This is a genomic window from Acidobacteriota bacterium (assembly GCA_009861545.1).
Taxonomy (GTDB): Bacteria; Acidobacteriota; Vicinamibacteria; order Vicinamibacterales; family UBA8438; genus WTFV01.
On sequence record VXME01000108.1, the window covers coordinates 1 to 11,412 of the forward strand.

The following is an 11,412-nucleotide window of genomic DNA, read 5'->3' on the forward strand; positions in this document are numbered from 1 at the left end:
CGCCGTCCACCCGCTCGTCGAACGAGCGCCGCGGCAGCCGCGCGTCGTACTCGCGCCGGTGTCCCGTCCGCTCACGGCCCTCCGGCCGCAACGCCTCACGCCCGTCGTCCCGCGCCGTCCGGTCTGGCATCCGCCCCGTCATCGGGTCCGTCCCTCCGATCGCGCGATCGCCGGAGCGATGCCCGCGACGCGGTCGATCTCCGGAGGCGCGGCGCGCCCGGCCAGCCGCCAGTCGCGGCCCGACAGCTCGACCACCCGGCAGCGCCCCGCGATCCGGCTCGACAGCCGGTCGTCTCCCATGAACACGCCCACCTCGCCCGGGGTCTTGTTCGAGGTCCACACCGTCCGCCGCCCGGCGTCGTGCCGCGCCTCGTAGAGCATCAGCAGCGTCCGCCGCGTGTAGTCGGTCGCCGCGTCCCGCTCGGCGCCCAGGTCGTCGAGCACCAGCAGCTTCGCCGCCGCCAGCCGGTCGAACGTCGCCGCCGTGTCCGCCGCCGCGCCGTGCGGCTGGAGCCGGTAGAGCAGCATCGGCACCCGGTCGAACGCCATCGACCGCTCGCCCGAGCGCCACAGCTCGTTCAGCACCGTGCACGCCAGACGCGTCTTGCCCGTACCCACCGGCCCGCACAGGAACAGGTCCCGTCCCGCGTCGCCGTCGGCGGCGAACGCCCGCGCCGCCTCCAGCGCCCGCCGGTTGCCGCCCGCCGGCCGGAACGTCGACCACCGCGCGTCGCGGAACTCCCGCGGCACCGACGGCGGGGCCGCGTGCGCCGCCGTCCAGCAGCCGCAGCGCCGCAGGCGCGAGTGCCCCGCGACCTCGACCGACTCCCAGCCCGGCGTCCGCTCGCACCGCTTGCACCCCTCGCTCATGCCTTCGCCAGCTCGATCACCGCGTCGTACGCCTCGCGCGGTTCGGTCGACCGCGCTCCGCCGCCGCCCGGTTGACCGTCCTCCGGGCTTCGGAGCTGCTCGGCCAGGGCCGGCGCCCGCGACAGCAGCATCGACACCGTCCGCGTCCGGCCCGCCAGGAACCGGTCGCCCTCGACCGTCAGGAACCGCTCGACGAACTTCTCCAGCTCCGGGTCGTCCCACGCCGCGCACAGCCGCACGGCCGCGTCCGCGTCCGACGCCTCGACCGCACGCGTCGGCGCATACGCCACGCCCCGGTGCCGCGGATACCACTCGGATCGGTACCGCTCGACGAACGCCGCCGCACGCGCGGCGACCTCGGCGGAGGCGGTCGAGTCGCCCTCCCCCGCACCCCCACCTCCGGATTGGCCATCAGCCGTTAGCCGTAAGCCGTTAGCCGTTTGGCACGCGCGTGCGTGAGACGGGAGAACTTCAGAATTAGTAAGGGAATCTTCCGGGACCGCTGCTGGAGCTTTGCCGGAATCTTCCGGGAATCGTGCCGCGCCCGTGCCGGAATCGCGCGACGCTCCCGATGCCTCCGGCACTGCGCCGGCCGTCTCGCTCGTCGCCTTCGGTAGCGCCGGCACGCGCACGCCGCCCGGATGGACCGACCACAGGCGCCGCGTCTTCGCGCTCACCTCCGCCGCTTCCGGCAACGGGTGCATCGTCCGCAGCGGGTAGCGCACGCGCTGGAAGTCCTGCCAGTCCACCTGGTACAGGTAGCGCGACCCCTGGTGCGTGAACGCGGCCACCAAGCCCACCTTCACCAGCCGCTCGATGCACCGCTGGACCGCCTTCGCCGGCCGGCTGCTCAGCCCGTCGTGCGCCGCCTGGAACGCCACCGCCGCCGCGCGCATCACCCCGAAGTCGTCGGCCGCCAGCACGTACGTCGTCCACACCCGGTACTCCAGGTCCGACAGTCCCGAGACCTTCGCCGAGTGGCCGAGCCGCGCGTGAAGGAGGCGATCCGCAGGCATCGCTACGCCGCCTCCGCGCCGTCATCCGGCGCCGTCCGCATCGTCGCCGCCGCGACGCTCTCCAAGCCGGTCCGCATCAGCACACGTCCTCCGGGTCGCACACGCCGCAGCGCGCCCACCGGGGCTTCGCGGCCAGCTTCCGCACCGTCACGTCCTTGCGTGCCCGCCACTCGGCGGCCACCTCCGGCCAGCACGCCGGACAGACGAACACCAGGTCGCCGATCTCCGGGTCGACCGCGCGCCAGCCGCCGCGTCTCGCCGCCGGCTTCACCGCGGCCCCCTTCGGCGGCTACGCACCGCCTCGCCCGAGCCGCCCGCTTCGAGCCACCGCAGCAGCGCCGCCTTGCTCCACCGGGGCCGCTTGTCGATCCCCGACAGCGGCGCCACCGGGAACACCCGCGCACGCAGCCGCCGCTTGATCGTCGTCGGCGAACAGCGCAACAGCGCCGCCACGTCGTCGAGCAGCAGCACCGCCGGCAGCTCGTCTCCGCCGGCGTTACCGCCGGGCCGGTTCGCGTCCATGTCTCTTCCTCCGCACCCCAGGCCGCCACTCACCGGTCCGGTCCGCCCGTCCCCGCGCCAGCGCCTCGGTCCGCGCCTCGGTCGCGGCCCGCTCGGCCGCCTCGATCACGTCCAGCTCGGCCATCGCCGCCGCCTCGAAACCTGCCGGCGGCTCCCGGTGGCCGTTCAGCCACAGGCTCAACGTCGCCTGGCTCACCCCGAGCGCCCGCGCCAGCGCGTGCTGCGACACGCCCAGGGTGGCGAGACGGGAGCGGACGGCCTGCCGTATACGCGTAACATCCATTTACGAATCGACTCTATGCGCGTATACATTACCCGTCAACTGTAAAGTTGTATTACCATGAGGGATGAGCATCTTCGGAGACCGGCTGCGGGCCGCTCGCACCCTGCGCGCCGTCACCCAGCAGCAGCTCGCCGCCCACACCGTCAACACCCGCGAGGCCGTCTCGATGGTCGAGCGCGGCAAGGCGGGCTGGTCACACGAGAAGACCGCCGCCGCCGCCCGCGCCCTCGACGTGTCCACCGACTACCTCCACGGACTCACGGAAGACCCGCGGACGGCCGAGCAGCTTCTCCGGGACCTAAACGCCGCCCAAGGCCTCGAAGACCCCGCGGCCCGCGCCGCGGCGGCCGACGACGGCGACTTCGTCGGCGTCTCCGAGCTGGCCTCGGCCGCCGGAGACGGCGCCGATGTCTACGACGAGCGGGTGATCGGGAGGGTCAAGTTCCTCCGCTCGTGGCTCGGCCGGCACGGACTCGTCGCCCGCAACTGCCGCATCATCCAGGTCAGCGGCGAGTCGATGGAGCCGACGCTCGTCGACGGGTGCTCGATACTCGTCAACCACTCCGTCCGCCGACGCCACGTCGGGCACATCTACGTCGTCCGCACCGAGGACGGCCTCGTCGTCAAGCGCGCCGGACGAGACGAGGACGGCGTCTGGCAGCTCGTCAGCGACAACCCGAACAAGCACGTCTGGCCCACGCGGCCCTGGCCGCCCGGCGCGGCCATCGTCGGCGAGGTCAAGTGGGCCGCGCGGACCTTCGCATACGGAGGAAGCCAATGAACCCGAACGACAGCCAGAACGGCTCGGCCGCAGCCCGGAAGAAGAGAGCACACAAGGCCGATCGCAAGCCGGCCGCACGCCGCCGCGTCCGCGTCGCCGAGGGCATCTACAGGGACCGCCACGGGCTCGCCGCCACCGTCAAGGTGAACGGCGTCCAGCGCGAGGTCCGCTTCCCACCCGGCACCCCGCTCAAGACCATCCGCGCGCGGCGCGACGAGCTGCGCGCCAGCCTGCGGACGCTACCGGCCGGCGGCAAGCACTCCCTGAACCACGACGCCGGGCGCTACCTCGACCAGGTGAAGACCACCCTGATCAGCTTCGGCGACCGCCGCCGCGAGCTGCTGGCGTGGCTGCCGCGCTTCGGGCATCTGCGGACGCTCGCGCTGCCCGCCCATCTGCCGGCGCTCAACGGCCAGCTACACGAGTGGCGCGACACGCTCGCCGCCTCGACCTGCAACCACCGCCGGCATGCGCTCACGAACCTCGTCCGAGTCCTCTACGGCCGCCGCGCCTCGTTCGACCTGCTCGACCTCGTCCGCTTCGCGCCGCCCCCGCCGAGGCCCCGATGGGTCGACCGCGGCCACATCGCCGACGTGCTCGCCGAGATCGAGACCGGCTCGGTCACCCGCGCCCGTCTGGAGCTGATGCACTGGACCGGGATGCGGCCCTCGCAGATGGGGCGGCTGCGCGCCGAGGACTTCCGGCTCGACGAGCCGATCCCCTACGTCGCCGTCCCGCGCGGGAAGGGCGGACGCATCGCCGCCGTCCCGTTGGTGCCCGAAGGCGTCGACGCCGCGCACGCCTTCCTCGACGCCGAAGCCTTCGGACCGTGGCCCCGCAGCAGCGTCAACCGCGCGCTCGCCGCCGCCGCGCGCCGGGCCGGGCGGTCGGCGTTCACCACCTACCAGATCCGGCACTCGTTCGCGGCAGGGTTGCGAAGGGCCGGGACCGACGTGGCCGACATCCAGGACCTGTACGGACACACCAAGCCCGAGACGACCATGATCTATGCGCCGCCCGAGCTTGCGAAACATCGCGCCGCGCTCGAACGGCTGCGCCGGAACGACGCGACCGGAGATACCGTTCTCGACTGGCCGCCCCCGCTTGCCGGTGCGGACGGGCAAGTGCGGAGCACGGCTTGACCGGCAGGTCCGCACTTACGCCGCGCGGCAGTTTCTCGCCGACGGAGAGATAATCGGTGCGAGTCGCGGCCGGGTCGCGCCCGCCCGCCAAGGACCGGCCCGGCCGCCGAGGGCCGAAGGGAGACCCCGAATGCGAACAGCCGCCGTCTGCCTCGTCGTGTTCGTCGCCGCCTGCAGCGACGATTCGCCCTCCTCACCCGTCGCCCCGACCAACCCGATGGCGCCCACGACATCGGGCTTCACGCTCTCCGGAACAGTGCGGGACAGCCGGCCGAACGGACCCGCGCTCGCCGGCGCAACCGTCCGCCTCGACACCGGCCAGTCGACCGCCGCCGGCTCCGACGGTCGCTACAGGTTCCAGAACGTCTCCGGCGCCGTCACCGTCACGGCGTCCGGCCCGCACCACGTCGCCGCCTCACAGACGGCGACGATGGATCAGGACCGGACGGTCGACTTCGCGCTGGCGCACACCGGCGTCCCGCCGTTCGAGGGGACCGTGTTCATCTCACCCCGGCTGATCGACAGCTCCGACTCGTCCTCCCTGATGAACGTGACCTACGCCGGCCGCGGGATGCGCGAGGTCTTCGACCGGCGCGTCGACCGCTGGATCACGGTCGACGCGTACCTGTTCGACGTGCGGTACGGCTGGGGCGCGGTCGAGTTTCAGGTCAACCCCGAGTTCGGCAGCGTCGACGCGGCCCGCGCCGAGGTCGACACCTACGCGCCGGCGCTCGGGCGGCTGCCCGCGTTCCTGATGACCAACGCCCGCGAAGTCGAGATCAACGCGGGCGTCGAGCTGTTCGGCGGGAACCCCAACGGGAGCTTCCTGATCCACACCGGGCAGGGTCGGCGGTACATCGACGACGGGTTCCTCGAGGAGATCCTGTTCCACGAAGCGGCGCACGTGTCGCTCGACGCCAGGCACGCGAACGCGCCCGGCTGGACCACGGCGCAGTCCGCGGACGGCGTGTTCGTGTCGACCTACGCCCGCGACAACCCCGGCCGCGAGGACGTGGCCGAGAGCATCCTGCCGTACTTCGCCGTGCGGCGACGGTCCGCGCGGTTGGGAGACGCCGACCGGACTGCTATTCTGGCGGCGATCCCCAACCGGCTGGAGTACTTCGACCGGCAGGGGTTCGTGAACTGAAACGGTGATGCCCGAACGACACCGAAGGCCCCGTCGGAAACAGCCGGCAACCCGTTTTCGCTGGCAGCTTCGGCTGGCAGGGTAGCGCGGAGGCGGCGTAAATGACTGTTCACCAGTGCTTTGCAGGACTCTCTGATACGCCGATACCGGACTGGGAGGCCGGCGCCTACAGCCCGCTGACCAACGCGATGTACATGCCGCTGCGCAACAGTTGCGCGCGGATGCTGGCGACGCTGGAGGGGAACCTGCGCGGCTACGCGCTCGGCGTCCGCCACCAGCTCGCCCCCGGCACCGACCAGTTGGGCGCGGTGCACGCGATCTCGGCCGAGACCGGCCGGACGCTCTGGATCCACGAGCAGCGGGCCGCCACCATGTCGCTCGTGGCCACCGGCGGCGGGCTCGTCTTCGGCGGCGACGTCAACGGCCGCTTCCGGGCCCTCGACCAGGAGACCGGCGACGTGCTGTGGGAGATCAACCTGGGCTCACCCGTAACCGGCTTCCCCATCACCTACGCCGTCGACGGCCGGCAGTACGTGGCGGTGAGCACCGGCTTGGCCGCAACCGCCTCCGGCTTCATCTCGTTGACGCGGGAGCTGCGCCCGAGCGCCGGCAACACGTTCTTCGTCTTCGCCCTGCAGAACTGATTGCGATGCAAAGTACATCCCTGCCTAGCGTCCCGCTTCCCGCCGCAGCGCGGGTGTCACACCGCCCGTGAACAGGCGCGCTCCCTGCTCGATGCGCTCCATCATGTTGGTCGTGCTCGTCATGGCGACGGGGAGACCGAACTCCTTCCCGGCGGCGAGCACGGTATCGATGGCCTGCGCCACGGCCTCCAGGCTGCCGCCGTGCGTGTTCAGCATGTCTCCGCCCGTCTCGGAACCGGCGAACAGCACGGCGCCGATGTTCCGCTCGCTCAGTTGGCGGGCGATCTCGCGCACGTTGGCCACCCCGAGCGGGCTCTCGATGAGGAGCCAGGGCAACAGGTTGCCGTTCGGCGGGTCCAGCCGCCAGACGTCCGCCCGCTCGATGTAGTCCGGCACCGACAGGCCCCAGTAGCGCGCCGCGAGCCGGGGATTGGTGCCCCGCAACCCCGCCGGCTCCCGGTCCGGCGCACGCAGCCGTTGCGGGTAGCGCATGGCGCGGATGGCCATCAACGCCTGCTCCGGGGTCTCGACCGTCGGGAAGATGATGCCGTGCGCACCCACGTCGAGCACCTGCTTGACCATCCAGATGTTCTGGTCGAGCTCGCGGCCGGTCGCCGGAATCCGCACGATGACGGCCTTGCCCGCCATCGCGTCGCCCGTCGCGGCGATGGCGACAGGATTCACAAGCCACTGCATCCACGTCCGCAACGCGCTGACGTCGTAGGGGCCGTGCTCCATGTCGAAGAAGACGAAGTCGATATCGTCGTTTGCCGAGAGAGCAACGGGGTCCGCGCGCGCGTCGACCGTGACGCCGAAGGCCACCTTGTCCTCGTCGAGCAGCCTGACGAGGCCGGCCCGGGGCGTCCCCTCCGGATTCTGCTGGCCGTGCACGACGAGCGCGGGCGGCGCCGTGGCGAGGATCACGACGAGTGCAAGCCGAGAGGGAATGATTCGCATGGGTTCTCCTTGGGTTCGTCGTCCGGCGGCGACTGGAAGCCGAGGGCGCAGCTTCGAGTGATTATCCCGCACACCTTGCAGGTATCGCGACGGCAACGGACTCCCTCCGGGACCCGGAGCTGGGTCCAGCGGCTCGTCATCCGCGGCCGACGCCGCGAACTCGGACTCGGCGCCGCCACGCTCGTCCCGCTCGCCAAGGCCCGCGAGCGGGCCCTCGCCAACCGCGTACTGGCCCGGTCCGGTGGAGACTCGCTCGCCGACAAGCGCCGTGTCCAGGGAGTGCCTACGTTCGCCGAAGCGGCCCGACGTGTCCTCGAACAGAAGCGCGGCGGCTGGCGGGGCCGGCACCACGTGCACAACTGGTGGCAAGGCCTGGAACGGTACGTCCTCCCCCGCGTCGGCAGCCGGCCCGTCTCCGAGGTCAACACGGCCGACGTGCTGGAGATCCTCTCGCCGATCTGGCACGTCAAGGCGGCGACGGCCAGGGAGGTCCGCCAGCGCATCCGCGCGGTGCTGGAGTGGGCCATCGCCTCAACATGCGGAACGACAACCCGTGCGACCGGGTGGTGCCGGTGCTCGGTCCGCAGAACGACATCGTGACGCACCGGCAGGCGCTGCCCCGCCAGGACGTGGCCGCCGCCATCGAGACGGTGCGAACGTCGCAGTCCGGGCAGCCCGCCGTCAAGCTGGCGTTCGAGTTTCTCGTGCTCACGGCCACTCGGTCGGGGGAGGTCAGGCTCGCCACTTGGGAGGAGATGGACACGGCCGGGCGCGTGTGGTCCGTGCCGGCCCTACGGATGAAGGCGAAGCGGGAGCACCGCGTCGATTGGGCCGAGTACCTGGCGGCAGGCCGGAAGACTCGCGCCGTTGAGGTCGAGGACCTTGCGCGCCGGCTCACCAGTCGCCTCATGCTCGCTCCTGCACGATCGGTCTCTCGCGGCGTCAGCGCCCCAGCGCGACGACGACCCGGGCGGAGAGCTTCGGCCGGAAGACGACGTAGCCACCGCCCGCCAGGATTGGCAAGTCAGCCGCCAGACGCAGCGTGAATCGCCGCCAGACGTTCACGTCCACGCCCATCCCGGGCTGCACGACGAACCCGGCGTTGCGCTCTTCGTCGAACTCCGGGTACGGCACGTAGAGGCACGGCCGGACCAGCTCGCCGTCAAAGTAGGTACCGCACTCGGCGTTCGCCGTCTCGGTGTCGATCGACGCCGGCCACTCGTTGTCCCTTCTGAACCGAGCCGCGAAGCCGCCGGCCAGGACCTGGTAGTACGGCGCCACGCGCCCTTGACGCGCTCCACCCCGGACGCCGCCCATCAGCATCCAGTAGCGGCTCTGGACCCTCTGGCGGAACACCTCGTCGTACTCCAGAGCGTAGACGTCCCGCTCCAGAGCGTAGGCGTCCCGGTGCCACGCGCCCTCCACCACGAGCGACTGCCGCCCAAGCGCGAAACCGCTCGACAGGATCCACCCGGCGGTCAACGGCCGCTCCGGATCCTGGAAGCCGTACATCGTGCCGGCGGCGATCTCGAATCGATGCGGTCGGGTCTGGGCCTCGGCGGCCGACGCCGGCAGCACCAGACACAACAGTCCACCCACGAACACTGCGAAGCGCCGAACGTCATACGGCATGGCAAGCTCCTTGCGGGACGCGAACACTTGGGCCGGCCCATGCGCGCGACTGCCGGCCCGCCGGCCGCCTCCTTCCAGGGAATGCGCAAACCGACGACGCACCGGCTCGTTCGGGCGAGGTCGTCCCCGGCTACAAGCGATCGCCACGAGGTCATCGAGACGGCGGCTGATGGACGATTGGGCGGCGTATCTGGCGGGGGACGGCCGGTGAGGCGCGCCGGCGAGACATGGCCCCAGGCTCGGTCTTCGCCGCGGGGCTACCGTCCTGGCTAGCTGGAAGCCAGCGCTGTCAACGGTCATTCAAAATTCCCCCACCCGCGGTCATCGAAAATTCCCCACCCCCTGGTTTGAAAGCATCGATGACAGGAGTGCCTGTGGGGGCTGTGGGCAGGCCGTCTGCGGCCTCCAAGGCGTTGTGGGCGCGTCTGCGCGTCCACCTCGCCGGCAGCGTCCACAGGCTCGCAGACGCACACGCGGCGCTCGATGCCGCCGTCACGTCCGCCTGACGACGCGCTCCGCGAGCTATTGGCGCTCAACTGTGGACGCTGAACCGGGCGGCGGAGTAGCCTCGCCGACCAGCAGCACCGCGTCGCGCGCACTGCTGTTGCTGTGCAGTTGCCGTGCAGACGATCTGCGGCGGCGGCGGGACGGGTGACGGTGAGCCAGTCTTCCGACCGTCTGCGCACTCTCATTCGAAGGGAGGATGGGACGATGCGCACGACGATCCTCGCGGCTCTGATGCTCACGATGGCAACCGCGGCGGACGCCCAGGGGGAACGCGAGGTGGAGTTCGGCGGCGGATTCCACTTCTGGAACCTGATGCAGCACTACGACTTCATCGACTTCCCCACGGGGCCAACGGTCGACCTGACGTGGGTCCGGTGGGGCGAGCGCTGGGGCGGGGCGTTAGGCGTCTCCGGGGTGCTCAACCGGGTGGATGTCCACGAAGGCAACTACACCGTGGAGCGGCGCCTGCCGATCTATGGGCATGCCACCGTGCGGTACCGGTTCCGGCCGGCCGGCAACGGCAACGTGTGGTCGATCGGCGTTGGGACTCCCTGGACGATCTTCTGGGAACGAAACCGTCCGCGCATCTGGGACTCGGAAGGCGGCTACTGGAAGATGGACCGGAGACCGGAGGCCGTGGAGGGCAAGCTCGCGGTCGTGACGCTGCTGATGCACACGGAGGTCCTGGTCACGCGCCAGGTATCGGAGCAGCTGAAGGTCCGGGGCGGCGTCCGGGTTGCGCCGTTCTACTACCCGCTGATGCTGCAACCGGTGGTGCTCGGCGTGTGGGACTTCTGATCAGGCCAGCAGGCAAACTGAGACACCACCGACTCATGGGCAGCGAGCCGGTGGAATCGGGCCGGATCGTAGCGACGAGGATGACTCAAATGACGACGCCCACCGCGAGCTGCTGGCGCTCAACGGGGGCGGGCTGTGGGCGAGCCCACGGCAACGACGGCATGTGGCACGCTCGGAGATGAGTCCTGTGTGGTCCGCAGGCGGATTCCATGGTCGCGTAGATTCCAGTTTGAAATGAGGGAAACGACGAGGGAAGCATGGTCAGGTTAGCGCCTATAAACCGTTCAGTATGAATAGTTTATGAGAATGCCATGGTTCGCGCTGCCCTGACACCCAATAGCAGTCCGCTGATTTCGAGCGTCGAAGGAAACTCATGGACGATTCGGCCGAGTATCTGGCGAGCGCAAGCTACGGCGCCGCGTCGCGCTACGATATGCATAATGGCAGTGACCGTTCGCCCCCTCCGGGACGATGAAATTCGCCTGTATCTGCAGATTCACGAACGGGCCATTCGGGGACTCGCCGCGAGTCACTACTCCCAGGATGCCATCGAGGGCTGGGTAGTGCCGGCGACCGCCGAGAACGTCCGCCGCCTGACGCTCAACGCCGACCGTGAGATCCGCCTTCTGGCAGAGTTGAATGGAAGACCGGTCGGGATCGGAGCCCTCGTACTGGAAGCGTCGGAGCTGCGGGCCGTGTACGTCTCTCCGGAGGGCGCCCGGCAGGGTTGCGGTTCCGCACTGGTGCACGAGATCGAGCAGATCGCCAGGGACGGCGACGTTACCCGCCTCACGCTCCACGCCTCCCTGAACGCGGAGCGGTTCTACTCGGACCTCGGCTACAGCGCGCTCGAACGAACGGAAGTCGTCCTCCCCAACGACCATCGCATGGCGGCCGTGGTGATGGGGAAGAATCTGTCCGGTTCCGTCCAGTTCTGACCAGTTGAATCCGGGCGGGATCGCGAGAGACCGGTTCGGTCCACCGATCCGATGCGGTACGACCAAGTCGGCAGACTTCTCGTCGCGACGGCTCGAGCCGGAGCACGGGTTCGGGCCGTCCCTGATCAACGACAATTATTTTTGCCGGTTGGCGAGGACGCGATCGGCCGGTTCG

Annotated in this window: 14 protein-coding genes; 7 read left to right on the top strand and 7 right to left on the bottom strand. The window is 70.3% G+C overall.

From position 1 onward, the window contains the following. Positions 1 to 138: 138 nt before the first annotated feature. The 5 genes from F4X11_17650 to F4X11_17670 form a co-directional block, all read right to left on the bottom strand. Positions 139 to 870 carry a hypothetical protein gene (locus F4X11_17650; GenBank protein MYN66830.1) on the bottom strand — a complete coding sequence of 244 codons (732 nt, stop codon included), beginning with the start codon at positions 868 to 870 and terminating at the stop codon, positions 139 to 141. Then, positions 867 to 1,886 carry a hypothetical protein gene (locus F4X11_17655; GenBank protein MYN66831.1) on the bottom strand — a complete coding sequence of 340 codons (1,020 nt, stop codon included), beginning with the start codon at positions 1,884 to 1,886 and terminating at the stop codon, positions 867 to 869. Before F4X11_17655 ends, F4X11_17650 begins: the two co-directional genes overlap by 4 nt. A 76-nt stretch (positions 1,887 to 1,962) precedes the next feature. Then, positions 1,963 to 2,157 (bottom strand): hypothetical protein, encoded by a 195-nt coding sequence (locus tag F4X11_17660; GenBank protein MYN66832.1) that lies wholly within the window; start codon positions 2,155 to 2,157, stop codon positions 1,963 to 1,965. Beyond that, entirely contained in the window at positions 2,154 to 2,408 is a 255-nt protein-coding gene (locus F4X11_17665; GenBank protein ID MYN66833.1) for a helix-turn-helix domain-containing protein, read from the bottom strand. The genes F4X11_17660 and F4X11_17665 overlap by 4 nt, the downstream gene beginning before the upstream one ends. Further along, a complete protein-coding gene (locus F4X11_17670) occupies positions 2,383 to 2,691 on the bottom strand; it encodes a helix-turn-helix transcriptional regulator (protein ID MYN66834.1) in 309 nt (102 codons plus the stop codon). Before F4X11_17670 ends, F4X11_17665 begins: the two co-directional genes overlap by 26 nt. Before the next feature lie 64 nt (positions 2,692 to 2,755). Between F4X11_17670 and F4X11_17675 the strand changes: the two genes are divergently transcribed. The 4 genes from F4X11_17675 (at position 2,756) to F4X11_17690 (ending at position 6,405) form a co-directional block, all read left to right on the top strand. After that, on the top strand, positions 2,756 to 3,472 hold the full coding sequence (locus F4X11_17675; GenBank protein MYN66835.1) for a helix-turn-helix domain-containing protein: 717 nt from the start codon (positions 2,756 to 2,758) through the stop codon (positions 3,470 to 3,472). Beyond that, positions 3,469 to 4,614 (top strand): phage integrase family protein, encoded by a 1,146-nt coding sequence (locus F4X11_17680; GenBank protein ID MYN66836.1) that lies wholly within the window; start codon positions 3,469 to 3,471, stop codon positions 4,612 to 4,614. The genes F4X11_17675 and F4X11_17680 overlap by 4 nt, the downstream gene beginning before the upstream one ends. A gap of 130 nt (positions 4,615 to 4,744) precedes the next feature. After that, positions 4,745 to 5,761, top strand: coding sequence for a carboxypeptidase regulatory-like domain-containing protein (locus tag F4X11_17685; protein MYN66837.1), 1,017 nt, complete (start codon positions 4,745 to 4,747; stop codon positions 5,759 to 5,761). 101 nt (positions 5,762 to 5,862) lie between these two features. Next, the gene (locus tag F4X11_17690; GenBank protein ID MYN66838.1) at positions 5,863 to 6,405 is read left to right on the top strand and encodes a PQQ-binding-like beta-propeller repeat protein; all 543 of its coding nucleotides are present in this window, start codon (positions 5,863 to 5,865) and stop codon (positions 6,403 to 6,405) included. A gap of 24 nt (positions 6,406 to 6,429) precedes the next feature. On the opposite strand, the gene F4X11_17695 is transcribed toward F4X11_17690, so the two are convergent. Further along, a complete protein-coding gene (locus F4X11_17695; GenBank protein MYN66839.1) occupies positions 6,430 to 7,362 on the bottom strand; it encodes a hypothetical protein in 933 nt (310 codons plus the stop codon). Positions 7,363 to 7,419: 57 nt separating this feature from the next. Here F4X11_17695 and F4X11_17700 point away from each other — a divergent pair, with 57 nt between their 5' ends. Then, positions 7,420 to 7,962 (top strand): DUF4102 domain-containing protein, encoded by a 543-nt coding sequence (locus tag F4X11_17700; GenBank protein ID MYN66840.1) that lies wholly within the window; start codon positions 7,420 to 7,422, stop codon positions 7,960 to 7,962. 342 nt (positions 7,963 to 8,304) lie between these two features. Here the strand turns inward: F4X11_17700 and F4X11_17705 are convergent, their stop codons facing one another. After that, complete coding sequence (locus tag F4X11_17705; protein ID MYN66841.1) at positions 8,305 to 8,994, bottom strand: hypothetical protein; 690 nt, start codon at positions 8,992 to 8,994, stop codon at positions 8,305 to 8,307. 711 nt (positions 8,995 to 9,705) lie between these two features. Between F4X11_17705 and F4X11_17710 the strand changes: the two genes are divergently transcribed. After that, positions 9,706 to 10,299 carry a hypothetical protein gene (locus F4X11_17710; protein ID MYN66842.1) on the top strand — a complete coding sequence of 198 codons (594 nt, stop codon included), beginning with the start codon at positions 9,706 to 9,708 and terminating at the stop codon, positions 10,297 to 10,299. A gap of 311 nt (positions 10,300 to 10,610) precedes the next feature. Beyond that, positions 10,611 to 11,237 carry a GNAT family N-acetyltransferase gene (locus F4X11_17715; protein MYN66843.1) on the top strand — a complete coding sequence of 209 codons (627 nt, stop codon included), beginning with the start codon at positions 10,611 to 10,613 and terminating at the stop codon, positions 11,235 to 11,237. Positions 11,238 to 11,412 lie beyond the last annotated feature (175 nt).

What these genes read in the sequence shown, in the direction of transcription:
- F4X11_17650 (MYN66830.1), bottom strand. Translation starts at nt 870, where the DNA reads ATGAGCGAGGGGTGCAAGCGGTGCGAGCGGACGCCGGGCTGGGAGTCG.
- F4X11_17655 (MYN66831.1), bottom strand. Translation starts at nt 1,886, where the DNA reads ATGCCTGCGGATCGCCTCCTTCACGCGCGGCTCGGCCACTCGGCGAAG.
- F4X11_17665 (MYN66833.1), bottom strand. Translation starts at nt 2,408, where the DNA reads ATGGACGCGAACCGGCCCGGCGGTAACGCCGGCGGAGACGAGCTGCCG.
- F4X11_17670 (MYN66834.1), bottom strand. Translation starts at nt 2,691, where the DNA reads ATGGATGTTACGCGTATACGGCAGGCCGTCCGCTCCCGTCTCGCCACC.
- F4X11_17675 (MYN66835.1), top strand. Translation starts at nt 2,756, where the DNA reads ATGAGCATCTTCGGAGACCGGCTGCGGGCCGCTCGCACCCTGCGCGCC.
- F4X11_17680 (MYN66836.1), top strand. Translation starts at nt 3,469, where the DNA reads ATGAACCCGAACGACAGCCAGAACGGCTCGGCCGCAGCCCGGAAGAAG.
- F4X11_17685 (MYN66837.1), top strand. Translation starts at nt 4,745, where the DNA reads ATGCGAACAGCCGCCGTCTGCCTCGTCGTGTTCGTCGCCGCCTGCAGC.
- F4X11_17690 (MYN66838.1), top strand. Translation starts at nt 5,863, where the DNA reads ATGACTGTTCACCAGTGCTTTGCAGGACTCTCTGATACGCCGATACCG.
- F4X11_17695 (MYN66839.1), bottom strand. Translation starts at nt 7,362, where the DNA reads ATGCGAATCATTCCCTCTCGGCTTGCACTCGTCGTGATCCTCGCCACG.
- F4X11_17705 (MYN66841.1), bottom strand. Translation starts at nt 8,994, where the DNA reads ATGCCGTATGACGTTCGGCGCTTCGCAGTGTTCGTGGGTGGACTGTTG.
- F4X11_17710 (MYN66842.1), top strand. Translation starts at nt 9,706, where the DNA reads ATGCGCACGACGATCCTCGCGGCTCTGATGCTCACGATGGCAACCGCG.
- F4X11_17715 (MYN66843.1), top strand. Translation starts at nt 10,611, where the DNA reads ATGGTTCGCGCTGCCCTGACACCCAATAGCAGTCCGCTGATTTCGAGC.